The organism is Breznakiella homolactica (assembly GCF_016616095.2).
Lineage (GTDB): Bacteria > Spirochaetota > Spirochaetia > Treponematales > Breznakiellaceae > Breznakiella > Breznakiella homolactica.
In genome coordinates this window covers 45,575-68,842 of record NZ_CP067089.2, presented here as the reverse complement: position 1 = coordinate 68,842, position 23,268 = coordinate 45,575, and the positions used below count along the sequence as shown (strand labels likewise).

23 protein-coding genes are annotated in these 23,268 nt (G+C 55.6%); all 23 read right to left on the bottom strand.

Features of this window, described 5'->3' with window-relative positions:
• Positions 1-2: 2 nt before the first annotated feature.
• The 23 genes from JFL75_RS00340 to mraZ all read right to left on the bottom strand — a co-directional run bounded on the left by JFL75_RS00340 (position 3) and on the right by mraZ (position 23,226).
• Positions 3-1,478 (bottom strand): FliI/YscN family ATPase, encoded by a 1,476-nt coding sequence (locus JFL75_RS00340; RefSeq protein WP_215624722.1) that lies wholly within the window; start codon positions 1,476-1,478, stop codon positions 3-5.
• Between the two features lie 27 nt (positions 1,479-1,505).
• Positions 1,506-2,459 carry a flagellar assembly protein FliH gene (gene fliH / locus JFL75_RS00335; RefSeq protein WP_215624721.1) on the bottom strand — a complete coding sequence of 318 codons (954 nt, stop codon included), beginning with the start codon at positions 2,457-2,459 and terminating at the stop codon, positions 1,506-1,508.
• Positions 2,460-2,555: 96 nt separating this feature from the next.
• Positions 2,556-3,629, bottom strand: a complete 1,074-nt coding sequence (fliG, locus tag JFL75_RS00330) for a flagellar motor switch protein FliG (protein ID WP_215624720.1) — start codon at positions 3,627-3,629, stop codon at positions 2,556-2,558.
• A gap of 3 nt (positions 3,630-3,632) precedes the next feature.
• Complete coding sequence (fliF, locus tag JFL75_RS00325) at positions 3,633-5,339, bottom strand: flagellar basal-body MS-ring/collar protein FliF (RefSeq protein ID WP_215624719.1); 1,707 nt, start codon at positions 5,337-5,339, stop codon at positions 3,633-3,635.
• 65 nt (positions 5,340-5,404) lie between these two features.
• Positions 5,405-5,782: a flagellar hook-basal body complex protein FliE gene (fliE, locus tag JFL75_RS00320; protein WP_215624718.1), complete on the bottom strand. Its 378-nt coding sequence runs from the start codon at positions 5,780-5,782 to the stop codon at positions 5,405-5,407.
• Between the two features lie 3 nt (positions 5,783-5,785).
• Positions 5,786-6,247 carry a flagellar basal body rod protein FlgC gene (gene flgC, locus JFL75_RS00315; RefSeq protein ID WP_215624717.1) on the bottom strand — a complete coding sequence of 154 codons (462 nt, stop codon included), beginning with the start codon at positions 6,245-6,247 and terminating at the stop codon, positions 5,786-5,788.
• An 11-nt stretch (positions 6,248-6,258) separates the two neighbouring features.
• Entirely contained in the window at positions 6,259-6,678 is a 420-nt protein-coding gene (gene flgB / locus JFL75_RS00310; protein WP_215624716.1) for a flagellar basal body rod protein FlgB, read from the bottom strand.
• Between the two features lie 77 nt (positions 6,679-6,755).
• Complete coding sequence (gene hslU, locus JFL75_RS00305; RefSeq protein ID WP_215624715.1) at positions 6,756-8,285, bottom strand: ATP-dependent protease ATPase subunit HslU; 1,530 nt, start codon at positions 8,283-8,285, stop codon at positions 6,756-6,758.
• A 2-nt stretch (positions 8,286-8,287) separates the two neighbouring features.
• Positions 8,288-8,839: an ATP-dependent protease subunit HslV gene (gene hslV, locus JFL75_RS00300; protein ID WP_215624714.1), complete on the bottom strand. Its 552-nt coding sequence runs from the start codon at positions 8,837-8,839 to the stop codon at positions 8,288-8,290.
• 19 nt (positions 8,840-8,858) lie between these two features.
• Complete coding sequence (locus tag JFL75_RS00295; RefSeq protein ID WP_215624713.1) at positions 8,859-9,761, bottom strand: tyrosine recombinase XerC; 903 nt, start codon at positions 9,759-9,761, stop codon at positions 8,859-8,861.
• Position 9,762: 1 nt separating this feature from the next.
• Entirely contained in the window at positions 9,763-11,880 is a 2,118-nt protein-coding gene (gene topA, locus JFL75_RS00290; protein WP_215624712.1) for a type I DNA topoisomerase, read from the bottom strand.
• A gap of 2 nt (positions 11,881-11,882) precedes the next feature.
• Complete coding sequence (gene dprA / locus JFL75_RS00285; RefSeq protein ID WP_215624711.1) at positions 11,883-12,848, bottom strand: DNA-processing protein DprA; 966 nt, start codon at positions 12,846-12,848, stop codon at positions 11,883-11,885.
• The gene (locus tag JFL75_RS00280; protein ID WP_215624710.1) at positions 12,838-13,599 is read right to left on the bottom strand and encodes a tetratricopeptide repeat protein; all 762 of its coding nucleotides are present in this window, start codon (positions 13,597-13,599) and stop codon (positions 12,838-12,840) included. The genes dprA and JFL75_RS00280 overlap by 11 nt, the downstream gene beginning before the upstream one ends.
• Positions 13,596-14,498: a tyrosine recombinase gene (locus tag JFL75_RS00275; RefSeq protein WP_215624709.1), complete on the bottom strand. Its 903-nt coding sequence runs from the start codon at positions 14,496-14,498 to the stop codon at positions 13,596-13,598. Before JFL75_RS00275 ends, JFL75_RS00280 begins: the two co-directional genes overlap by 4 nt.
• Before the next feature lie 5 nt (positions 14,499-14,503).
• Positions 14,504-15,715 carry a cell division protein FtsZ gene (ftsZ, locus tag JFL75_RS00270; protein WP_215624708.1) on the bottom strand — a complete coding sequence of 404 codons (1,212 nt, stop codon included), beginning with the start codon at positions 15,713-15,715 and terminating at the stop codon, positions 14,504-14,506.
• An 84-nt stretch (positions 15,716-15,799) separates the two neighbouring features.
• On the bottom strand, positions 15,800-17,059 hold the full coding sequence (gene ftsA, locus JFL75_RS00265; RefSeq protein ID WP_215628678.1) for a cell division protein FtsA: 1,260 nt from the start codon (positions 17,057-17,059) through the stop codon (positions 15,800-15,802).
• Entirely contained in the window at positions 17,052-17,882 is an 831-nt protein-coding gene (locus JFL75_RS00260; RefSeq protein ID WP_215624707.1) for a cell division protein FtsQ/DivIB, read from the bottom strand. Before JFL75_RS00260 ends, ftsA begins: the two co-directional genes overlap by 8 nt.
• Positions 17,869-19,014, bottom strand: a complete 1,146-nt coding sequence (gene ftsW / locus JFL75_RS00255; protein ID WP_215624706.1) for a putative lipid II flippase FtsW — start codon at positions 19,012-19,014, stop codon at positions 17,869-17,871. The genes JFL75_RS00260 and ftsW overlap by 14 nt, the downstream gene beginning before the upstream one ends.
• Entirely contained in the window at positions 19,014-20,093 is a 1,080-nt protein-coding gene (gene mraY / locus JFL75_RS00250; protein ID WP_215624705.1) for a phospho-N-acetylmuramoyl-pentapeptide-transferase, read from the bottom strand. Before mraY ends, ftsW begins: the two co-directional genes overlap by 1 nt.
• Positions 20,083-21,537: a UDP-N-acetylmuramoyl-tripeptide--D-alanyl-D-alanine ligase gene (locus tag JFL75_RS00245; protein WP_215624704.1), complete on the bottom strand. Its 1,455-nt coding sequence runs from the start codon at positions 21,535-21,537 to the stop codon at positions 20,083-20,085. Before JFL75_RS00245 ends, mraY begins: the two co-directional genes overlap by 11 nt.
• On the bottom strand, positions 21,530-21,820 hold the full coding sequence (locus JFL75_RS00240; protein WP_215624703.1) for a septum formation initiator family protein: 291 nt from the start codon (positions 21,818-21,820) through the stop codon (positions 21,530-21,532). Before JFL75_RS00240 ends, JFL75_RS00245 begins: the two co-directional genes overlap by 8 nt.
• On the bottom strand, positions 21,817-22,770 hold the full coding sequence (rsmH, locus tag JFL75_RS00235; protein ID WP_215624702.1) for a 16S rRNA (cytosine(1402)-N(4))-methyltransferase RsmH: 954 nt from the start codon (positions 22,768-22,770) through the stop codon (positions 21,817-21,819). The genes JFL75_RS00240 and rsmH overlap by 4 nt, the downstream gene beginning before the upstream one ends.
• A 12-nt stretch (positions 22,771-22,782) precedes the next feature.
• On the bottom strand, positions 22,783-23,226 hold the full coding sequence (gene mraZ / locus JFL75_RS00230; RefSeq protein WP_215624701.1) for a division/cell wall cluster transcriptional repressor MraZ: 444 nt from the start codon (positions 23,224-23,226) through the stop codon (positions 22,783-22,785).
• Between the last annotated feature and the right edge of the window lie 42 nt (positions 23,227-23,268).

Sequence of the window (23,268 nt, the reverse complement as noted above, 5' to 3'; positions counted from 1 at the left end):
TCCTATTCCCTATGGGATTCCGGTATACCGGAACCGCCGGTACTTGTGTTTTGCCCCGGGAAATCCTGTTCCCCGGAGGAACCGTTTTCTACTTCCGGATTTCCCTTTTCCGCCGCGCTTTCTGAGGGCTGGTAAATCCCCAGTTCCTCAGGGGGAATTTCCATTTCCGCAATAGCCGCCATGGCGGCAAGTGTTTCCGGGATACTCGATTTTTCATCAATTCCCTGGATAAGAAAATCATCGATGGGTTTTTTCTTAGCTATGGCTTCGTCAATAGCCGGGTTGCTTCCGGGATGGTACGCACCCACATCTATCATGTCTTCGGATTCGGCGTAAACCGCCATGAGTCTCCGGATATAACCCGCAACTTTTTTCGTTACCGGACCGGTTATTACCGATGCCAGCCGGGATATACTGGCTAATACATCTATGGCCGGATAATGGTAGCGCTGGGCAATACGGCGGGAAAGGATTATATGGCCGTCGAGGATTCCCCGGACAGTATCGGCTATGGGTTCATCCATATCATCGCCGTCAACAAGGATTGTGTAGAAGCCGGTGATTGTTCCCTTATCCGAAGTACCGCAGCGTTCCAGCAGTTTCGGCATGGAATCAAAAACGCTGGGGGTATACCCGCGGGTTGCCGGCGGTTCACCGGTGGCAAGCCCTATCTCCCGCTGCGCTCTGGCGAAGCGGGTGACGGAATCAAACAGCAGCATTACATCGAGTCCCTGGTCACGGAAATATTCCGCCACCGCCGTAGCGACGTACGCGCCTCTCAGGCGCGCCAGAGGCGGCGCGTTGGAGGGCGATACAATAAGAACCGAACGGGCGAGACCTTCCGGGCCGAGGTCGTTTTCGATAAAGTCGTTGACTTCCCGGCCCCGTTCGCCGATCAGGGCAACCACGTTAACATCGGCGTTGGTATTCCGGGCGATCATACCCAGAAGAGTTGACTTGCCGACCCCGGACCCGGAGAAAATACCGAGACGCTGGCCGCGTCCGGCGGACAGAAGGCCGTCGATTGCCCGGACGCCCGTGGAAATCCACTGGGTTATTCTTCTCCGGGTCAGCGGGTTCGGAGCGTCGGCGACCGCGGGATAGGACACGGAGGATTCAATATCGCCTTTCCCGTCCGTCGGCCGTCCCAGGGAATCCAGAACCCGGCCGAGCAGTTTTCCTGAAACAGGAACCGACAGCCGTTCACCGGACGCGACCACCAGGTTTCCCACCTCGATGCCCGCGGTGTCCTCAAAGGCCATGAGCTGGACAATATCGTCCCGGAGGCCGACTACCTCGGCCTGGATAATTGTTTTTTCCTTCGGAATATCGATGCGGCAGACTTCCCCGATTATGGCCTGGGGTCCGCGGCTTTCAATAAGCAGCCCCTGGACTTTAATAATCCTTCCGGTGCATTTGATCGGATCTACCTGTTCGGCAGTTTCGAGATACTTATCAAGTATGGTTTTGTTTTCCATGGTTCACCGCCCCTCCCGGCAATGAAATCATCCTTCGTCAATGGGGGCCGTTCTTGCCTTTGCCTTTATGGGAGACAGTTCGAGAATTTTGGTTTCCAGCTCGGAAAGCTGGCTGGCAATGCGGGCATCAATTTCCCCGAATTCGGTTTCGATGATACATCCGCCCCGGTCAACCTTGGAATCTTCTATTATTTGAATAGACTTTGCGCCTTCCACCAGTTTTACGAAATCCTTCATGTGTTCCGTGGTCAGTTTTACATCCGTCATATTGACCCGGATGATGATGTTGCCCCGGCCCTTTACCTTCCGGAGCGCCTGGACGACATTGGAAATTACCACATTCCGCTGGTTCTCCGAAATTACTTTAATGACCTTCCGTGAAATGAGAAGTACAAGATCGATAATCTGCTGTTCCGTCTCGGCGAGAATTTCCGCCCGCTTATCCTGGGCGCGTTCGAGGATAGTCTGGGTCCGTTCAATGAGGCGCTCCGCTTCGGCTTTGCCTTCGTTAAACCCTTCTTCCCGGCCCGCGGAACGGCCTTCGTTTTCGGCAAGCCGTTTATCCTCGTCAAAGGCGGAACGGGCATCCGCTTCGATGTCCTGTGCTTTCTGTTTTGCTTCGGCAATAATGCGTTCCGCCTCATCCTCGGCTTCGCGGCGCATGGACTGAGCCTGATCGGTACGGCGTTTTACCTCCTGGAAGGCGGCTTCCTCAGCTTCTTTCTTGATGGCCTCCGCTTCGGCTTTGGCGGCGCTGATCATCCCTTCCCGTTCCTGGTCCCACTGGGTCTTAAAAGCTTCAGCTTCGCGGCGGAGGTCATCCGCCGTAGGCCCCGTATACTCTTCGGCGTCCTCCAGTTCTTCAATTTCCTGAGGGACATGAACGAGATTAACCGCGTCGGGATAGGCCTGGGGGGGATCGAGGAAAACTTTTTTGTCGCTGATAACGACTTCGCCGGGTCTGAATACCGCCTTTGCCATCTCTACCTCATTTTAAACATCACTTCATCTCAAAACAGCGGAGTTTATATTGCCTTGCAATATAAACTCTGGGACATAAACCCTTCGGGTTTTATATCAAACGACCAATTCATCCTCACCGGACCGGGCCACAACGATTTCACCGGTATCCTCAAGATGCCGGATGATGGATACGATCTTCTGCTGAGCTTCCTCAACGTCCTTAAGCCGGATCGGTCCCATGTATTCCATATCTTCCTTGAGCATGCCCGCTGCGCGTTTGGACATATTCCGGAAGATTTTATCCTGAACTTCGGTATCCACCGATTTGAGGGCCTTGGCCAGTTCCTGGGAATCGACTTCCCGCATGACCTTCTGGATCGCCCGGTCGTCGAGCATAACGATATCCTCGAACACGAACATCCGTTTCTTGATTTCCTCGGCAAGTTCCGGGTCCTCATCTTCCAGGGCTTCGATAATCTGTTTCTCCGAAGAACGGTCAACGAGGTTGAGAATTTCAACGATGCTCTCAACGCCGCCGGCCGCGGTATAGTCCTCACTGGACAGGGTGGAAAGTTTCTTTTCCAGAACCCGTTCCACCTCGCGGAGAACTTCCGGACTGGTCCGGTCCATGGTGGCTATCCGCCGCGCGACGTCACTCTGCACTTCGTGGGGAAGGCTCTGCAGAATGATCGAAGACTTATTAGGCTCAAGGTAAGCCAGAATAAGCGCAATGGTCTGGGGATGTTCCTGCTGAATAAAGTTGAGCAGGTGGGCCGGGTCGGTCCGCCGGATAAAATCAAAGGGTCTGACCTGGAGGCTGGAGGTCAGGCGGTTGATTATGTCGATAGCTTTCTGGCTTCCCAGGGATTTTTCCAGCAGTTCCCGGGCATAGTCGATACCGCCGGTGGAGATGAACTCGTTGGCCATCATGAGTTCCTGGAACTCCATGAGGACCGCATCCTTCTGAGCCGGCTCAATGGTTTCGAGCCGGGCTATTTCAAAGGTCAGGGTCTCGATTTCATCTTCCCTGAGGTACTTGAAAATTTCCGCGGAAATTTCCGAACCGATGCTGACCAGGAAAATGGCGGCTTTCTGCCGTCCGGTAAAATCTTTTGAGCCTTTTACTTTTTTGCCGCCCCCGGCAGCTGCACCCGGAGATGAGGCGGCAGGGCTTGCAGTTTTTGCCATACCCTATTCCTCCAAAAGCCAGGTTCGGATCAGCTGGGCCACATCCTCGGGATGTTCCTTGGCCAGGTTGATCGCGTTTTCCTGGAGTTCCATACGCTTCCGCTCTTCCACGGACATGGAAACTTCCACCCCTTCTTCTTCCGCCTGCCGGAGGGCGCTTTCCCGCATCATCTGGTGCTGCCGGGACAGTTCTTCTTCCCTCAGCCGCCGCCGCCGTTCCAGTTCTCTGGAGATAAGCCTGAAAATGATGAAGCTTACCAGAAGTATGGCGAGACCGGACAGGAAGAACATGACCGTGGTCTGTACCTGCTTCTGCCTGAAGAACGCGGCGTCTTCCGCGGCGAACTGGCCCGTCCGGTCAAAGGCGATATTGTGGACCGTCACCGAATCTCCCCGGGCCTGATCATACCCGATGGCATCCTGGATGAGTCCCTGTATTTTCCGGAGGTCGTCATTGGGAACCGGTATGTATTCCCGCTCAATGGAACCGTCGGGAAGAACCACGGGATCTCCCTTTTCGTTGTATTTCCACTTCCACTGGCCGTCAACGTTTACCGATATGGTTACCCGGTCAATGCTGGGGCTCTTTTCTTCTTCGATGGACCGGCTGTTTATTTCCTCATTGTGGGTAAGTGTCTCCTGGGAAACACTGCCGAAGAGGTTCTGCATATCCTTAAAAGCCGGCGGGGTCTGGCCTTCCACCCCGGCGGGGCCTTCGGGCATAAAGCCTGTCCCTTCCCAGGCGGTACTGGATGTCGACCGGGACCGGGTGATGGATTGGACCAGCTCCGAATCGTCATAGGGCAGCCCGGGAGTCCGTTCCTTGATGGTTATGGGGTAGAACTCACTGGTGCTGATCGCTTTTTTGGACATATCCATATCGATCTTGATATTGAGGTCCCGCACGCGGTCGTTGGTGTAGGTTCCCTGGAGGGAGGAAAGAATGATCGCCCGGTACTTGGCCTCGAGCTGCTGGGTTATTTTCTGTTCCCGCTCAATGAGGTTGAGGCGGTCCATGGCCGCCATACCGGTAAAGTCATTGAGCACCATACCGCGCTGGTCGGTAATAACGATATTATCATCCCGGAGGCCTTCCACCGCGAATTTGAGTATCTTCTGGATGCCCTCAACTTTCTTGCGGTTTTCGGTTATATCACTTCCCGGCCGGGGAATTATGATGACGCTGGCGGTCACGGGATTCTGGTCCGCGGTAAAGAGTTCCCGCTCGGGCATAACAATGGTAACATTGGCGTCATCCACATCGTCCAGGGCTTTGATGTGGTCGGTAACCATCTGGGTAATGGCCCGCTGGAGGTTAACGTTCCGCTCAAAGTCGGTGATGCTCCAGCGTTCCCGGTCAAAGATAGCCCAGGGGTCCGTGCCTGTGGGAATAAGATCTTCGCGGATAAGGATGGAACGCATACGCCGGGCGGTTTTTTCATCCGGAACCATTATGGTCCCGGTGGATGACACGGAAGTTTTTATCCCTTCCTGGTTGATGCGGGTGATGATGCGGTCCCGGGCGTCTTCGTCCCGGATGGGAGCGTCAATAACGGGAACCATGCTCGGAGCAGAAGAAACCATGACAAGCGCAGCCACACCGACCACGGCGGCCAGGGCAATGCCGATAAGAATCAGCCGCTGCGCCAGGGACCATTTTCCCCACAGTGCTTTGATCTGAGCTAAAAACTTTTTAATCCACTCGTTCATATTCCCCTCCCCAGAAGAACGTTCAACGGTATCGGAAAGGTCCGGACTTACCCGGACCTACTCGGTCACCGGGTATTTATCAGGTCTTTCCATCCCCGTACTATTCTGTCAAGAACGGTTCTGGTTATATTAAGCGAAAGATTAGCCTTCGCCTGCGCGATTGTTATATCATGAACATCCACCGAACCGGGGTCGGTGATGGCCATCTGCATCATATTGCTCGGCGCCTGCTGGTAGGCGCTCACCTTATCCAAAGCCTTCAGCATGGTATCCTCAAAGGACCCCGCCCGGACAACCGATTCGGCCCCGATTTTGTTTCCCAGTTCGGATATCGCCGCGCCGGTAGAAATAAAATGCCGGTCGCCGGGAACAAAATGCTTAGGATGGGTGACCGCCATGGGAACCTTATCGCCACTTACCAGTTCGGGCTTGTAGATGGTCACCTATTACCTCCCCGCACCGATTTCCAGCGCCCGCTGGAACATGGCCTTTGACCCGTCTACGATGGAAGCGTTTGCCTCATACGCCCGGGATGCGGCGATGAGGTCCACCATTTCCGTTACGATATCCACATTGGGCATTTCGACGTATCCCTCACGGGGGCCGCTCTGTATGGCATCCGGATGGGTGGGATCGTATATGAGCCGGGGCGGCGTATTATCCTTCTCTACCCCCACGGCGCGTACGCCCTGGCCGACTCCGTTGTCCAGCACATCCGGAAGAAAGGGACTCCGCCAGTAGGGTTCTTCCACCCGGGGCCGCATGATAACCCGGCTCCGCCGGAAAGGGCCGCCTTCGGTGGTCCTGGTTGTATTGGCATTGGCTATATTGTCGGCAATCACATCCGAACGGAACCGTTCGGCGCTCATTCCCGATCCTGCTATGCTGATAGAACTAAAAATACCCATACCTTATTCCCTTACCGCAGGACCATGCTGATCTGGTTAAATTCAAAACTCTGGGCCTGGGCCAGCAGTGTATACATAAGCTGGTTTTCCAGGGCCAGCATGACTTCCTGTTCCGGATCGACATTGTTGCCGTTGTTATTATAGGTGGACGTATAATCCAGGACCCGCCGGGGTTGGACATCCTGGTAATTCCTGGCCCTCCAGTTGGGGATATGCTTTGAATCCGTCAGAGTCAGCTCCAAAGCCGGTTTCTGTTTTTCCGAATCCAGAGCGCGTTTGAGTTCACTTTCAAAATTGAGGTCCGACCGCTTGAAGTTGGGGACCTGCGCATTGGCCATGTTATTGGCGATTACATCTCGGCGGATGAGGCTCGCATCCATAGCGCGGTGTGTAATGTCTATGGTTTTGCTGAAGTTATTCTGAATGTTCAAATCCCATCCTCCTATTGCTGTTTATTGAAAGGAACTCCTTCCTACCTTTCAATAATCGGCAGATTATCTTCTCCGGTTTAGAGAATATATCTGCCTAAATCCTGATCCACCACGAGATCATTGAGCCGTTCGTTAACGTAGTCTTCGGTAATCGGCACCTTTGTCGGAGCGATATCCGGCGCTTCAAAGGAAAGTTCCTCCAGAAGCGCCTCCATTATGGTATGGAGCCGCCGGGCGCCGATATTTTCCAGCCGGGAATTGACATCCGCCGCCAGTATTGCCAGGCGTTCAATTGCCTCCTGGGTAAATTCAATCTCCACATTTTCCGTAGCCAGAAGATCCTTGTACTGTTTGGTGAGGGCATTCTTCGGTTCCGTAAGGATGCGGAGAAATTCCTCCCTGCCCAGGGATTCCAGTTCCACCCTGAGGGGAAACCGCCCCTGGAGTTCGGGAATCAGGTCCGACGGTTTGCTTACATTAAACGCTCCCGCCCCGATAAAAAGGATGTGGCTCGTATCCACGGGCCCCCATTTGGTAGTTACGGTGGCGCCTTCTATAATAGGAAGAATATCACGCTGTACCCCTTCCCGGGATACGTCGTGGCCGCCGCCCCGTTCCCCCCGGACAGCGATTTTGTCGATTTCATCAATGAAAACAATACCGGTTTCCTCGACCCTTTGGCGGGCTTCGTCGCTGACCCGGTCCCGGTCGATGAGTTTTTCCGATTCTTCATTAAGCAGAATTTCCCGGGCGCGCTTGACGGTGACGACCTTCTTCTTTTTGCCGCCGCCGAAAAAGCCCGCAATACCCGAAAGGCTGGACTCCAGATCTTCCATATTGCCGCCCATCATATCCATGGCGGGAATCTGGGGGCTCTGGGTGACCGTTACTTCCACGGTCCGGTCTTCAAGTTTTCCTTCCCTGAGCATGGTCCGGAATTTTTCCCTGGTGGATGTATCTTCCTGTTTTTCGGATGGCCCGTCCTGGGTCAGCTGCGGGGGCTCTTCCGGTGTATCCTGCTGTGCTCCCTGGCTGCCCGCGGGAACACCCACCTGAATGGCCGCTCCCATAAACGCCGGACCGGTGCCGCCGTTGTTATTGGGGTTAATTGAAAAAGTTCCCACCGGGCGTATGGTAGGCTGGGAGGGCTGCCGGTTTTCCTTCTGCTTTTTCCCGGTTCCGGGAAGCAGCAGGTCCAGGAGGGCTTCCTCCACCTGTTTCTCCGCTTCCGCTGTAACCGATTCCTGCATTTCCTGCTTAACCATCTGGACACCCGCGGCCATGAGGTCCCGGATCATGGATTCAACATCCCGGCCCACATACCCTACTTCGGTATATTTGGTAGCCTCAACCTTGATAAAAGGCGATCCCGCCAGCTTCGCGAGCCGCCGGGCTATTTCGGTTTTTCCGACCCCCGTGGGACCGATCATGAGAATATTTTTCGGCGCGATATCTTCCCGGGTTTCGGGATCGAGTTTAAGCCTGCGGATGCGGTTTCTGAGGGCCACCGCGACAGCCCGCTTTGCCTTTTTCTGGCCCACAATATATTTGTCCAGCTCCGTGACGATTTCTCTCGGGGTAAGCCGGTCCAGATTTTTCTTGTCCATGGTTATTGCAATTCCTCCAGAGTTATTTCTCCGTTTGTATAGATACAGATATTTCCGGCGATTTTGAGGCTCCGTTCCGCTATTTCCGCCGCGGAAAGGCTGCTTCCGTCAAGGTACGCCAGTGCGGCGGAATAGGCGTAGTTGCCTCCGGAGCCGATGGCAAGAGCGTCCTCAGCGGGTTCTATCACATCGCCGGTTCCTGAAATAAGGAACGTTTTGTGTATGTCCGCCACCAGCAGGAGGGCTTCGAGCCGCCTGAGGGCGCGTTCGGTGCGCCATTCCTTGGCAAGCTCAACGGCGGACCGCGCCAGATCACCGGAATATTCCTTGAGCTTTTCCTCGAACCGGTCAAAGAGGGTAAACGCGTCGGCGGTCGCCCCGGCAAATCCGCAGAGGACTTTGCCGTCCAGAAGCCGCCGTACTTTCCTGGCGTTGTTCTTCATCACCGTTTCGCCCATGGTCACCTGTCCGTCCCCGGCCATGGCGACTTTTCCGTCCTTTCTGACCACAATAACCGTGGTGCTCCGTATTTTATTGCTTTTTTCAGCAGCCATATTCTACCATTCCTTTATCTCAGTTTTTCTTCCGCAGGGCATGCGGATGGGCTTTTGCATACACCTGCTTAAGGTGTTCCATATCGACATGTGCGTAGCGCTGGGTTGTGGACAGGCTCGCGTGCCCCAGAAGTTCCTGCACCACCCGGACATCACAGCCGGAATTAACGAGATGGGTGGCGAAGCTGTGCCGGAGCGCGTGGGGATGCACATTTTTCTGGAGCCCCGACCGTTCGGCGTATTTGCCGATGATCCACCGTATACCGGGAATCGAAAGCGCCCCGCCCTTGCGGTTGATAAACAGCGCGTCCGTAGGCTGTTCCGCCTTGATCGTGGCGGACCGGGCGGGAAGGTACGCGGCTAAAGCTTCCCGGCCTTCGTCGGAGAAAAACACGTACCGTTCCTTGTCACCTTTTCCTATAACCCGGCCCCCGCTCAGATCCGGTGAAAGGTCCGGCAGTTTAAGGGAGGCGAGCTCCGATATACGGAGCCCCGCGGAATACATCGCCAGTATCAGCGCCTTATCCCGGAGCGGCCACAGGATACCCGCCGTATCGGGGAGTTCAGAAAACTGGGCCATTTCCCCTTCCCAGAGGAAGGCCGGCAGGGTCTTGGGGGTCTTAAGGTTTTTAAGAGCCCCCGTGGGATCATCCTCGCGGACGCCGAACCGGACGAGCCAGCGGTAGAATCCCCGGATGGATGACAGAGCCCTGTTGACGCTGACCGCGGCGGCGCCTTCGGAACTCAGGTCCGCGATAAATCCCCGCACTTCGTGGGGGGTGGCGGTTTCCGGGTAAATTCCGCGGTTTTCACAGTAGGAGGAAAAATGGGCTAAATCCTTTCCGTATGCCTGAAGGGTCCGTTCGGAAACGCCCCGGACAGACCGGAGATACTCCAGGTAATCGGTGATCCTGTCCGGCATATTACGTTTCCTCTTCGTCCGGGCTGTGCAGGTAGTCACAGTCGGGGTTGATACAGGCCTTATGGGAGCCGTTTTTCTTGTCGTATTTTTCAACCATAAACTGGCCGCATTTCGGGCAGTCCTGGGCAATGGGTTTAAAATGACTTATGAAATCACAGTCGGGATAATTGGTGCAGCCGTAGAATTCCTTGCCCCTGCCTTTTGTTTTCCGGGCGACAATGTCCCCGCCGCATCCCGGCCTCGGGCATTTTGCCAGGGGAATGGACCGGGTGTTCCGGCATTCCGGGAATCCCGAACAGGCCAGAAAAAACCCGAAACGGCCGAGTTTTTTAATCATCTTGCGGCCGCATTTCTCGCATACATAATCAGTTTCTTCATCCAGGGATCCTTTAAAGGATTCCAGGGTTTTCGTGACTTCATCGACCCGTTCCTTGAAGGGAAAGTAAAAATCACGGATCATCTCCGGCCAGGCGATGCGGTTTTCTTCAACCTCATCGAGCTGGTTTTCCATGGAAGCGGTAAAACCGGCATCCACCACATGGGGGAAATATTCCACCAGCATATCGCAGATCATCCGCCCCAGCATGGTAGGCACAAGCTGTTTGTTGGAACGGGTTACGTAATACCGGTCGAGGAGTACGGAAATAATCGGCGCGTAGGTTGACGGACGGCCGATACCTTTTTCCTCAAGCGTCTTGACGATGGAAGCGTCGGTGTACCGCGCCGGGCCCTGGGTAAAATGCTGCTCCGGGTGAAGTTTGTCCACCGTAACGGAATCACCCTTGGAGAGGTTGGGGAGAACCGTGCCTTTTTCCTCTTTTGTGTTGAGCAGTTTGATTACCTTATAAAAACCTTTCTCAATTATCTTCGAGCCGGAAATTCTGAAGACAGCGTCCCCGGCGGTGATATCGATGCTGATGGTTTTTGTTTTTGCTGCGTTCATCTGGCTCGATACGAACCGCTCCCAGATGATTGAATACAGCTTGAACTGATCTTTGGTAAGATGTTCCTTTACGTCATCCGGCATGTACGCTGTATAGGTCGGCCTGATGGCCTCGTGGGCATCCTGGGCTTTTTTCCCCACGGAATATTCCACCGCTTTTTCCGGCAGTTCCTTGGGATACTTTTCTCCGAGCCAGGTACGGACCTCTTCCAGGGCGGCCTGGGAAATACGAACCGAATCGGTACGCATATAGGTAATGAGACCGATCCGGGAACTTCCGATATTGACACCTTCATACAGCTGCTGGGCAATCTGCATGGTTTTTTTGCTGGTAAAGCCCAGACGGTTTGCGGCGGTCTGCTGAAGCTGGCTTGTGGTAAAGGGCGGTTTCGGCCGGACGGTTTTTTCAGTTTCCCGGATATCCGTTACTGCGGCTTCCAGTCCCGTGAGCTGATCAATGATGGCCTGTACTTCCGCCTCATTTTTCAGTTCCGGCTTGCTTCCTTTCCAGCTTACAAGCTGGGCGGTAAAGGTCGTCTTGCCGACTTTAAAATCCGCTTCCAGGGTCCAGTATTCCTCGGGAATAAAGGATTCCACTTCCTTTTCGCGCTCACAGATAAGCCTGAGGGCCACCGACTGAACCCGGCCGGCGGACAGACCGTTTTTGACTTTCTTCCAGAGCAGCGGCGACAGGTTGTACCCCACGAGCCGGTCGAGGACACGGCGGGCTTTCTGGGCATTCACCTTGGCTTCGTCAATATCCGTAGGATGGGCCACCGCTTCCTTAATCGCCACCGGGGTTATCTCATTGAAGGCGATACGTTTTATGGGTACTTTGTCGGTCTTCGCGTGGATGGCATTTTTAAGATGGTAGGCAATGGCCTCACCTTCACGGTCATTATCACTTGCCAGGAGCACTTCTTCGGATTTTTTAGCGTCCCCCTGAAGTTCCTTGAGAAGCTTGGCCCTGCCCCGGACGGTTATATATTCGGGCTCAAAGTTATGGTCCACATCTATGGCGATCCTCGATTTGGGAAGATCAATAAGATGCCCCATGGAAGCCTTCACGGTATACGAAGGGCCGAGGTACTTTTCTATGGTTTTTGCCTTGGCGGGGGATTCCACGATCACCAAGGTCTTTTTTTCTTTGCTTTTTTTGCCTGTCTTCACAGCCATATTCACTCCTGCCGTTGTAATACAATGTTTAGGGTCCGGGCCAAGGATTCTCCCAGGAAAGATCCGCCGCCCTGTCCGTGATCCGCCGTATCGTACCTGATATTCCAGTCGGAAAGAATCGGATCCACGGAATCGAGAACGGGAGCACCCTGTTCCCGCAGCGCCCCGGTGCCGCCGCCCAGAGGCGACGCAACCCCCGCCGAACCGACCCAGAGGTCCCGGTTCTGGTCAAGGGCGAACTGCGCGGTTATGAGAGCACCGGAATTTTCCGGCGCCTCTACGATAATAGTTCCCCGGCAGAGGCCCGCGATTATCCTGTTCCTTGCGGGAAACTGCCATTTATTTGCCGGGGTCCCCGGAGGATACTCGCTCACCAGGGCTCCGCCGTTTTCCACCAGCCGTACCGCGAGAATACGGTTCGCCGCGGGATATATTTCATCAGCGCCGGATCCCAGCACCGCGATGCCCGGAACTCCGGCGTCGATACTGCCCCGGTGAGCCATGGCGTCAATACCCAGGGCCAGACCGGAAACAACCGAAATCCCCGCTCTTCCCAGGGACCGCGCGAAATCATACGCCTGGGACGCTCCCGGTCCGGTAGGCCGCCGGGTACCGACTATACCGACCAGGGGTTTTTCCTGGTCAGGGAGGGAACCCCGGTAAAAAAGCACCACCGGAGGATCGCTGGTTTCCCGGAGCAGCGGAGGGTACCGGGAATCCCGGTAGGAAACGGTTTCTATTCCCCGCAGACGGGCGTTTCTGCAGTCCCGTTCCGCCTGGGAACGGATATCATCCATAACAAACGGATACCGGGAAAGGCTTTTCCCGGTTATTTTTTCAATATCCTTTATTGAAAGTACGGATATTTCGTCCTCCCGGTCAAGGGTTTTGCATAACCTGAGCCTGTCCCGGGGAGAAAGACCGGGGATTCGGATAATGATGAAATCCAGCAAACCCCTATAATCCATACAGCAGATCCAGTATTTCCTGTTTATTTCTCTCCGCAGCGTCCCTGCGGGCGGCATCATTGGTGACAGCCAGTATACGGTCATACTGTTCCAGGGCCGGTTCGAATTCGCCGGTTAAATAATACGCCGTGGCAAGGATAAACATGGCGTCGGTATCCCTGGTTCTCAGCTCCAGATACCGGTGAAGATACGGGATGGCATCCTCCGGCCGATCGAGCTCGTAAACGTATAAAACAGCAAGTCCGTACATTGGCCGGGCGTACCGGCCGTCCAGCTCTATGGCCCGGAGATAAGACTCTTCCGAAAGCCGGTAATACCGCTGACGCAGGGTATTTTCCCCGGTAACGCCGAAATCATGGACCGATTTTGCCACCACCCCCGCGGAAAGACCCGTTAAATAATGGGGGGTCGGGTCTTCGGGGTAGTAGTAAATCGTCCGTTCCAGCGCTTCCAGGGCTTCGTTGTGGAGGCCCCGGTCCTGGAGCCGGGTGGCCAGGATTTTCCAGTATATTCCGGTCTGGGCGGCATCCCGTACATGCTGCTCAATCATCTGCTCATATAAATCGATGGCTTCCCGGAGTTCTTCAATGGTCTCGGGGGGCGCGCCGCCGGGGCTCAGCTCGGCGATTCTGGCAGCCAGGGCATTCCTGGCGGAGTTTTTCCGGTAGATGTACACTCCGCCGATGGCCACACCTATTATAACAAACACCAGGAGGACAATAAATGGTTCTTTACCTATCTTTTTTTTCATTCCGTATATTCCCGCAGTTTCGGCATATACCGCCGGTGGTTTTCCCTGAGCAGGGAAACATCCACATGGGTATAAATCTGGGTGGTACCCAGATCCGCGTGGCCCAATAATTCCTGTACCGACCGGAGATCCGCCCCGCCGGCAAGCAGTTCCGTGGCGTAGCTGTGCCTGAGGGTATGGAGCTTCGAACCTGTTCCGGCCAGACCGCAGGCTTCGGCGTAATTCTTCCAGATCCCTTTCCGGGACAGCCGCTTGCCGGTTCTTCCGATAAAAAGAGCCGGACTCCGGCGTGCCTTGGCGAGGGACGGCCGGGCGTTCTGCAGATAATCCAGGAGCCACCGGGCGGCTTCATCCCCGAAGGGAACCAGCCGTTCCTTGCTGCCTTTGCCGCGGACCCTGGCGATCCGCTCGGAAAGGTAGAGGTCCTCCATGTTCAAAGAAACAACCTCGGAAACCCTGAGACCGGCGGAGTAAATCAGCTCAAACATGGCCCGGTCCCTGAGTCCCCGGGGGGTGGAAGTATCCACGGAATCAAATATTTTTTCCACCGAATCCTGGGAAAGAACCGCGGGAAGATGGAGGCTCCGTTTGGGGGTTTCCAGAATTACCGCGGGATTATCCTCCCGGATCCGTTCATCCATGGCATATCTAAAGAATGACCTCAGGGCGGATACTGCTTTGGCCACCGACCGGGAATCTATGCCGTCCCGGATTCTCCGGACTTCCAGGTACCGGCTCAATCCGAGGGAATCGACGGATTCCACCCGGAGCTCCTCTTCGTCCAGCCATTCAAGGAAACACCGTATTTCGGTTTCGTAGGTTTCCGCCGTAAGGGGGGCCCTGCGTTCCAGCGCGATGAGGCGTGAATGGTACTGTTCCAGAAGAAGCTGTCCGGTCATGGTGCTTACGCGTCCTTTGACTCCGCGCCGGCTTTTTCTTCGCCGTTCCGTTCCACACTGTACTTGGGATCGCGGATTACCGTGGGAACATCCAGGTCCTCCTCCCGGTAATTCCGGTGGGAAAGAAATTCCGCGGGGCGCCGGGAAGACCGTTCGGTAAACTGTTTCCATTCATCGTACCGGATGTAGTCAGCATCACCGCTCCGGACTTCATCTCCGGCTCCGCCCGCCGGTACGACGGTAATATTTTCACTCCGGAATCCCGTGGCGATAACGGTAACGTGGACTTTGTCCGCCATCCCCGTATCCAGGGCGGTTCCGGTAATGATGAGCGCGTCGGGATCCACATTGTCGGTAACCACATCCACAATCTGGGCTACTTCTTTAAGGGAAAGATCATCTCCGCCGGTGACATTAACCAGGATGTGTTTTGACCCGGCCATGGAGGCGCCTTCCAGGAGCGGGTTCTTTATCGCCCGGTTGGCGGCTTCTTCCGCCCGGTTATTTCCGGAGGCAATACCGATACCCATCAGGGCGTCACCCTGGCCGTGCATGGTGGTCCGTACATCCGCGAAATCGATATTGATAAGCCCGGGTACGGTAATAAGATCGGAAATTCCCTGAACCCCCTGGCGGAGCACGTCGTCCGCCACAAGGAAGGCTTCCTTAATAGGCGTCCGGTCTTCCACAATCTGCAGCAGGTGTTCATTGGGAATGATAATCAGGGTATCCACGGCTTCCCGCATTTTCGCGATTCCCTCTTCCGCGAGGCGCATTTTATAGCGGCCTTCAAAGGCAAAGGGCTTGGTCACCACCCCGACCGTCAGGGCGCCGGTCTCCCGGGCGACCTGGGCGATCACCGGCGCGGAACCCGTGCCGGTGCCGCCGCCCATACCGGCGGTAACAAACACCATATCCGCGCCCTTGAGCGCGTTGGCGATCATGTCCCGGTCTTCCATGGCGGCTTTTTCACCGATCTCAGGTTTACCCCCGGCGCCGAGCCCGGCGGTCAGTTTTGAACCGATGGGCAGTTTCGTCGGAGCTTTGCACTGATTCAGAGCCTGAAGATCCGTGTTGGCAGCTATGAACTGCACCTTCTGCACGCCGCATTCGATCATGCGGTTTACCGCGTTTGAACCGCCGCCGCCGGCGCCGATTACCTTGATTACTGTAGCATTCGGAACATTGTTCCGGTCGTCCAGTATTTCAATATTCATGTCCCCCCCCAAAATAATTGACAAATATCCTTTATAAAATTGTACGGCTTCCCAAAACACCGTATTTATTATTAATGAGCCCCATCAGAAGAACTCCTTTTTAAGCCAATCCGCCAGTCTCCCGAAGAGCGGTGCCTGCCCCTTTTCCCGGGAACGGGACTCCCCCGTCCGGTCGGGCATCTTTACCTCTTCCCGGCTTGCCCCTTCGAGCATAAGTCCCACCGCAGTGGCGTACTCGGGGCTGCGGTATTCCTCAACCAGGCCGCCCACCGAAAGGGGAACCCCTACCCGGACAGGCATATTGAAAATATGCGAAGCCAGTTCCGCGGCGCCCAGAAGCTGGGCACCGCCGCCGGTAAGCACCACTCCGCCGCCAAGCGGCCGGGACAGCGAAAGCTGATCCAGTTTATCCCGCACCATGTTGAAGATCTCTTCCATCCGGGGCTGGATAATCTTAAGGATATGGGATTTCGGAATAGGCAGCGGCGGCCGTCCGCCAACCCCGGGCACGATGATTTCATCATCCCCTTCGAGGAGCGGTTCCCAGCAGCAGCCCGCGTCCAGCTTTATCCGTTCCGCGGTTTCAAAGGAAAGATTCTTGAGAATGGAAATATCGCTGGTTACCTGGGCGCCTCCCGCGGGAACCGTGGTGGTCGAATAGGGCGACCCCTGGGAATAGACCAGCATATCCGTGGTTCCGCCGCCGAGATCCACCAGGGCGACCCCCAGTTCCTTTTCTTCCTCCGTCAGGACCGACCGTCCCGACGCGAGGCACTGCAGAATAAGGCCGTTCGCCCGGAATCCCGCCCGGTTTACGCATTTGATAAGGTTCTGGGCGCTGGTAACCGAGCAGGTAATAATATGAACCTCCGCTTCCAGGCGCACACCGATCATATCCAGGGGCATGCGGATTCCCTTCTGGTCGTCCACGATGAAGCTCTGGGGTATGACCTCCAGAACCTGGCGGTCCATGGGGATCACCACCGCCCGGGCGGCTTCAAGAACCCGGTCGATATCCTCGGGCCCGATCTCCCGGGTTTCCCGGTTCCGGCCGGTGACCGCCACAACACCCCGGGAATTGAGGCTGTCGATGTGGCTTCCGCCGATACCGGTCCAGCAGCTGTGGACTTCCCGGCCGCTCATCATCTCCGCCGCTTCGATCGCCGCGGAGACCGAACGCAGGGTGGCTTCAATATTGACCACCACCCCTTTCCGGAGGCCCGTTGAGGGACTTACCCCCACACCGGTAATTTCGAGGTTTCCGTTTTCATTGCGTTCGCCGATAACGGCGCACACCTTAGTCGTGCCTATGTCCAGGCCGACAACTAATCCGTCATTAGCCAGAGGAAGCCTCCTTTACCTTAAAAGCCGCCGTTCCCGTCCGGAAATCTATTTCTTCCGTATCGACACCCTGGCGGTCAAAAACATCAATGACCAGCATCATATACCGTAACATATCCTCATTCAACTCATTGCCTACCCTGAGCCGGACCGGCGTATGGGCAGGATACAGTACCAGTTCAAACCCGTCGTACAGTTTTTTCTGCACCCGTATTTCTGAAATCGCCGACAGCAGCCCGGGATTATTCAGGCTGATCCGTTCGAGATCCCCCAGAAAGCCCTTAAACAGCGCGGGAAGCCGTGTCCCGAGGTTCAGGTTTTCGAAAACCAGTCCGGAAATAATCGGAAGGCTCGAAGCGAGATTCTTAAGCTCCCGGTCATGGGCGCCGATCTTGAAAACCACCCCGTGGCGGTCAAGGAATACCGGCGTAAGCCTTCCATTTACCTCGGCAAAGGCCAGGGCAACGGCGGTTCTCGGCGTAAGTGTTATCCGCAGGGTATCGGGGAACCGTTTATGTACCACGGCGGATTCCACCATGTACAGGGACTCCAATGCCTGTTCGGCCTTTCCCGCATTCATATTGATGAATGTCGACTCGGGGGTTATCCCTGCCTGGGCAATCACCAGGGCCCGGTCGAGATCCGGGATTCCGCTGATTTCAATCTTTGAGAAAGGCATGCAGGGGGTTATTCCGAAAAGCCAGACCAATTCCACCCCCAGGACTACCGCCAGCAGAATCAGCACCCGCTTGAGAATTTTGTCCATCCGGGAATGAGCGGCGGCGCCGGCTTGTTCTTCCGCGTAAATATAATCACTGGACATCATGCAGCTCCTCGTTCCGGGGCATCCGGGAAACATTGACGATTAGGCCCGCGGTCAGCAGGGTCGTCGCCAGGGACGATCCTCCGGCGGAAAAAAACGGCAGGGGGATACCCGTCGCGGGCAGGGCGCCCACCACCACTCCGGTATTGAGAAGCGCCTGGGAAACAATGATCGTTACCAGTCCGCAGGCTAGCAATCTCCGGAACACATCCCCGGTCCGCAGCGCCGTCCGGTAGCCCCGCACGGCAAAAAAGGTCAGGAGCAGGAAAAAAAGAAGAACACCGATAAGCCCGGCTTCTTCGGCGTAGGCGGAAAAAATAAAGTCCGAATGGATCTCCGGCACACTGGCTATCTTCCGTGTTCCCTGGCCGATTCCCTTGCCCCACAAACCTCCGGAAGCGATCGTCACAATGGAGGAGCGGACCTGGTATCCCGCGCCCAGGGGTTCCCATTCGGGGAAAATAAAACTGATAAGCCGCCTGAGGCGGTGCTCCTTGGTAAGGATAAAAAGGCTCGAAAGGGGAATCAGGATTCCCAGGGCGGCGGCGAAGTACCGCATTTTAACCCCCGCCAGGAAAAACAGAATCAGGGCATTCACCGCGATAAAAATGGCGGTGGAAAAATTGTTCTGCCGGTAAATCAGGAAGAAGAACAGCAGCGTTATGAGCGCCGGCGGCATAATCCCCGATGAAACCTCGTCCAGACGTTCCCGCTTTTTATCGAATATATGGGCAAGGTACAGGGGCAGTACCAGCTTGACCAGCTCCGACGGCTGGTAGGTGGAAGAGCCCAGCCGGATCCACCGGGACGCGCCGTTTTTCGTAACCCCGATGCCGGGAATGAAGGTCAGTATGCAGAGAATAACCGTGCCGATCACCAGGGGTTTGATCCATTTCCGGAGGGTTTCAAGCCTGATAAAGGAAGCGGCGAAGAACAGCACCATCCCGATACCGGCAAAAACGACCTGCCTGAAAATAAAGTAAAACCCGTCCCCGAAAAACCGTTCCGCAAAGCCGAAGGACGCGGAATACAGGGTTACAAGCCCGAGCCCGGTGAGGAGAATAATACTGGCGATGAGAACGTGATCCGCGGATTTTTTCAATCCCGTCCGTTCTGCTCCAAACTGATAAATCATTACTGTATCTTAAGGGTCGAGAGGGCAATGATGGCAAAGAGCCCTCCCAAAATCCAGAAACGGATTACCACTTTGGTTTCCGCCCATCCGGACAATTCAAAATGATGGTGAAGCGGGGCCATCTTGAAAACCCGCTTCTTCCGAAGTTTATATGACACGACCTGGATAATCACCGACGCGGCTTCAAGCACAAAGACGCCGCCAATGATCAGGATAAGAATTTCCTTTTTAATAATCAGGGAAACCGTGGCGATTACCCCGCCCAGGGACAGGCTTCCCACATCACCCATAAACACTTCCGCGGGATGGGCGTTGAACCAGAGGAACCCGATACACGCGCCGGCGGCGGCCAGGCAGAAAACGGTGAGCTCCCCCGCCCCGGGGATATAGGGAATCCCGAGGTAGGCCGAATAATCGGCGCGGCCGGAAAGATAGGTCAGGATCGCCAGGGTGATAAATACCAGCAGCACCAGCCCCGCCGCGAGGCCGTCGAGACCATCGGTAAGGTTGACCGCGTTCGATTCGCCCACCAGGAGCAGCACCGCGAAGGGTATCCAGAGGAAGCCCAGGTCAACTACGGGATTCTTGAAAAAGGGTATATATAAGGACGTTACCCCCTCTTCTCCCCGGAAATACAGAATCAGGACTACCGCCAGGGCAACCGCAAACTGGCCGGCGAGTTTTGCCCAGGCGGGAATCCCCGCCGAGTTATGCCGGGTTACCTTAAGGTAATCATCGGCGAACCCGATGAGCCCGAACCCGATAAACGCGCCCAGGGTCAGCCAAACATTAAAATTATCGAGATCCTGCCAGAGCAGCACCGCCATCAGAACCGCTATAATTATCAGCACTCCGCCCATGGTCGGGGTGCCGCCTTTTTTAAGATGGGTTTCCGGACCGTCATCCCTGATGGACTGCCCGATCTTGAGCCGCCTGAGGCCTTCGATAATCCGGGGGCCAAAGATAAAACAGATCAGGAGACTGGTCAGCAGCGCATAGGCGCTTCTGAATGTCAGGTACTGAAAGACATTGAGGGGCGTGAAGTATTTTACCAGGGGGTAAATAAATTCAAGAAACACTCGGGCACGCTCCTTTCTGCTCGGCCGGGGACAGGGAAAGAACGTCCGTCAGACGTTCCAGCGCGGTCCCCCGGGATCCTTTCAGAAGCACAAGATCCCCTTCCCGCACGTATCCTTTGAGCATCCGTGACAGTTCATCCATATCACCGGAATAAAAAACCGCGGCCTTTTCCGCCTGACCGGACACCGCACTGCGGCGGAACGCCTCCACCGCCGGACCGGTTTCCTCACCGAAAAAATACACCGCGTCGGCTCCGGACGAAGCCAGAGCTTCACCGATTTTCTCATGGGCCGGAACCGAATAATCACCAAGCTCCAGCATGGAGCCGATCACGTATATCCGCCGTCCTTTCCAGGGAACTGAATCCGCGAAGGAAAGCGCTTCGAGTACTGCTTCAGGATTGGCATTGTAGCAGTCCCGGATTATTGTAACGGGGCCGGAGATTATTTCACTCCGGCCAAATAAAGGCCTGACCGATTCAAGACCCCGCCGGATCGCTTCGGCGCTTACCGGAACTTCCCGCGCAATCGCCGCCGCCGCCAGGGCGTTCAGCAGATTGTACTGTCCCGGAAGGCCGAAGCGGACGGGGCTCCCCTCCCAAATCATCTCCATGCCTTGCAAACCAAGATCAGTGGCCCCCTGGAATTCCCGCATTTCCCCGGGGCCGAAATACACCACCTTCCCGTCTATGTCTTCCGCAAGATACTGGGCATACTCATCATACGCGGGAATGAGAGCTGTCTCCGTTCCGGAAAATTGAGAAAAAACCGATTTTTTCTCTTTAGCTATGGCATCCTTTGTGCCGAGAATTCCGATATGGGCAGTCCCGATATTCGTGATAAGCGCGATACGAGGTTTAAGAATCGCGGCCAGTTCTTCCATTTCACCGAAACGGTTCATCCCCATTTCAAAAATACCGACCTCATGGAAATCCCGGACGGAAAAAACCGCCAAAGGCAGGCCGGTCTCGGAGTTGAGATTTCCCGGGTTCATCACGGTTTTCCGTTCCGTCCCCACCATGGCCGCGGCGATTTCCTTGACCGTGGTTTTTCCGGAGGAACCGGTAATGCCGATCCGCACGAGTCCGGGGAATTTCTCCAGGTAAACCCGTGCCGCGTCCTGCAGCGCCCTGAGCGTATCGGGAACCGCCAGCAGGACGGCGCCGAAACGTCCGGCGGTCTCACGGAGTTTATAAAGGGACGAATTCAACGCGTCCCGGCAGACAAAAGCCGCGGCGGCGCCGGCCTCAAAGGCCTGGGCCGCAAAAGAGTGGCCGTCCTGGACACTCCCCTCGAGGGCAACAAAAAGGGCTCCGGGACGGACCTCCCGGGAATCGATGCACACGGAAGTTATCCCCCGGGGGGGATACTGGGATGAGGAAATAATCTCCGCCCCGGAAGCCGCGGCGAGCTCCTCCAGGGTCATGAGGATGGTATCATCCATCGATGTTTCCCCTCCCCTCTATTCTGATCTGCAGCACCGATTCCGGCTCCTTTTTAACAAGTCCCAAATCGTGCCGCGCAAGATGTTCAATCCGTTCCGACGAAGAAAGCACCGCAATCCCCGCGATAAGCCGTTTATTGCTTTCAATCCACTGCCGCTGATCCTCCTCAAGGCGGACCAGCTCTTTTTCAACCTTTGTATATTCTATCGACTGCCAGGCCGCGAGACCGAGCAGCAGGGGTATGGTAATCACTGCAAAATACAGCGCTATGTACCGTTTCATGCTACGACATCCTCTTCCAAAATCTTTTCTACCACCCGGAATTTCGCACTCCGGGAAGGGGGATTGCTCCGGACTTCCTCTTCCGAGGGCGCCAGGGCTTTCCGGGTCACGAGATTGACAATTCTCCGCCCCTCACATCTACATATCGGCGCTTCCGGCGGACAGGTACAGTCCTTGTTTTTGTTCCGGAAGAAATTTTTCACGATTCTGTCTTCCAGAGAATGAAAGGTTATCACCCCCATTCTCCCTCCCGGCTCCAGCGCGCCCAGGGCGGCTTCCAAAAGATCCTGAAGCCTGAGCAGCTCGCCGTTTACGGCGATACGGAGCGCCTGAAAGGTCCTCGTCGCCGGATGGATCGGCCCGTGCCGGTACGCCGCCGGAACGGACCGGCTGACGATATCCGCCAGCGCCGCGGAACCGGCGATCCGCCCGTATTTCCTGGCCTCAACAATGGCCTTGGCGATCCGCCGGGAATACCGTTCCTCCGCGTTCTGGTACAGAAGGTCCGCCAGCTCCCGCTCCGGAAGGACGGCGATGAGGTCGGCGGCGCTCTGCCCCCGGGATGTATCGATACGCATATCCAATTCCTCATCCATCCTGAAACTAAATCCCCTTTCACCCTGCTCATAATGGTAGACACTAACCCCCAAATCCATGAGGATCGTATCCGGCCGCTTGATATTCCTGGGCAGCTCCGCGAAAAAATCGTGGGACCATCCGGAATAAAAATGGATCCGGTCCCCGAATTCCCTGAGCCGCTCCCGGGCGATCTCCTGAATCGCCGGATCCGCGTCAATACCCACAATCCTGAGCTCAGGAAAGCGGGAAAGAAACGCATAACTGTGGCCGCCTTCCCCCAGGGTGGCGTCCACCATCAATTCACCTGCGGAACGGGGAGCCAGGTACTGAATCGTCTCCTCCAGCATCACCGGAGTGTGGCTGATTTCCATGTATCCCCGTTCCTATAAAAAAACCGACCCCAGCTCTTCCGCGGCGGCCTTGAATTCATCCTCATTGGCATCCCAGTACTGGCGGTACTGGTCCGCGTCCCAGATTTCAATGTATTTGTCTATGCCCAGGATCACGCAGTCCCTGGTCAGTCCGGCGTATTCCCGGAGACTCTGGGGCACCGCGATCCGGCCGGCCTTGTCAATTTCGGCTTCCTGGGCAGGCGCGATAATGCGGCGCTGCACCAGCCGCGACCGCGACTGGAATGGGCTGGTGGAATCCATCAGTTTTTTGGAAAGATCCTTCCACTGCTCCGGCGGATACAGCCATAGGCAGCGGTCAACCCCTTGTGTGAGAATCAGAATATTACCGGACAACCCTGCCCGAAGACGGGAAGGAAGGCTCACCCGGCCTTTGTCGTCCAATGTGTTTCTAAATTCTCCGGTTAGTAAGTCCATTCCACTTTTTCCTATTTTTTCCCACTTTCTCCCACTAATCTA

Excerpts from the sequence above, each read along its gene's own strand:
- JFL75_RS00340 (WP_215624722.1), bottom strand. The coding sequence starts at position 1,478 with ATGGAAAACAAAACCATACTTGATAAGTATCTCGAAACTGCCGAACAG.
- fliH (WP_215624721.1), bottom strand. The coding sequence starts at position 2,459 with ATGGCAAAGGCGGTATTCAGACCCGGCGAAGTCGTTATCAGCGACAAA.
- fliG (WP_215624720.1), bottom strand. The coding sequence starts at position 3,629 with ATGGCAAAAACTGCAAGCCCTGCCGCCTCATCTCCGGGTGCAGCTGCC.
- fliF (WP_215624719.1), bottom strand. The coding sequence starts at position 5,339 with ATGAACGAGTGGATTAAAAAGTTTTTAGCTCAGATCAAAGCACTGTGG.
- flgC (WP_215624717.1), bottom strand. The coding sequence starts at position 6,247 with ATGGGTATTTTTAGTTCTATCAGCATAGCAGGATCGGGAATGAGCGCC.
- hslU (WP_215624715.1), bottom strand. The coding sequence starts at position 8,285 with ATGGACAAGAAAAATCTGGACCGGCTTACCCCGAGAGAAATCGTCACG.
- hslV (WP_215624714.1), bottom strand. The coding sequence starts at position 8,839 with ATGGCTGCTGAAAAAAGCAATAAAATACGGAGCACCACGGTTATTGTG.
- JFL75_RS00295 (WP_215624713.1), bottom strand. The coding sequence starts at position 9,761 with ATGCCGGACAGGATCACCGATTACCTGGAGTATCTCCGGTCTGTCCGG.
- topA (WP_215624712.1), bottom strand. The coding sequence starts at position 11,880 with ATGGCTGTGAAGACAGGCAAAAAAAGCAAAGAAAAAAAGACCTTGGTG.
- dprA (WP_215624711.1), bottom strand. The coding sequence starts at position 12,848 with ATGGATTATAGGGGTTTGCTGGATTTCATCATTATCCGAATCCCCGGT.
- JFL75_RS00280 (WP_215624710.1), bottom strand. The coding sequence starts at position 13,599 with ATGAAAAAAAAGATAGGTAAAGAACCATTTATTGTCCTCCTGGTGTTT.
- JFL75_RS00275 (WP_215624709.1), bottom strand. The coding sequence starts at position 14,498 with ATGACCGGACAGCTTCTTCTGGAACAGTACCATTCACGCCTCATCGCG.
- ftsZ (WP_215624708.1), bottom strand. The coding sequence starts at position 15,715 with ATGAATATTGAAATACTGGACGACCGGAACAATGTTCCGAATGCTACA.
- JFL75_RS00260 (WP_215624707.1), bottom strand. The coding sequence starts at position 17,882 with ATGATGTCCAGTGATTATATTTACGCGGAAGAACAAGCCGGCGCCGCC.
- ftsW (WP_215624706.1), bottom strand. The coding sequence starts at position 19,014 with ATGATTTATCAGTTTGGAGCAGAACGGACGGGATTGAAAAAATCCGCG.
- JFL75_RS00245 (WP_215624704.1), bottom strand. The coding sequence starts at position 21,537 with ATGGATGATACCATCCTCATGACCCTGGAGGAGCTCGCCGCGGCTTCC.
- JFL75_RS00240 (WP_215624703.1), bottom strand. The coding sequence starts at position 21,820 with ATGAAACGGTACATAGCGCTGTATTTTGCAGTGATTACCATACCCCTG.
- rsmH (WP_215624702.1), bottom strand. The coding sequence starts at position 22,770 with ATGGAAATCAGCCACACTCCGGTGATGCTGGAGGAGACGATTCAGTAC.
- mraZ (WP_215624701.1), bottom strand. The coding sequence starts at position 23,226 with ATGGACTTACTAACCGGAGAATTTAGAAACACATTGGACGACAAAGGC.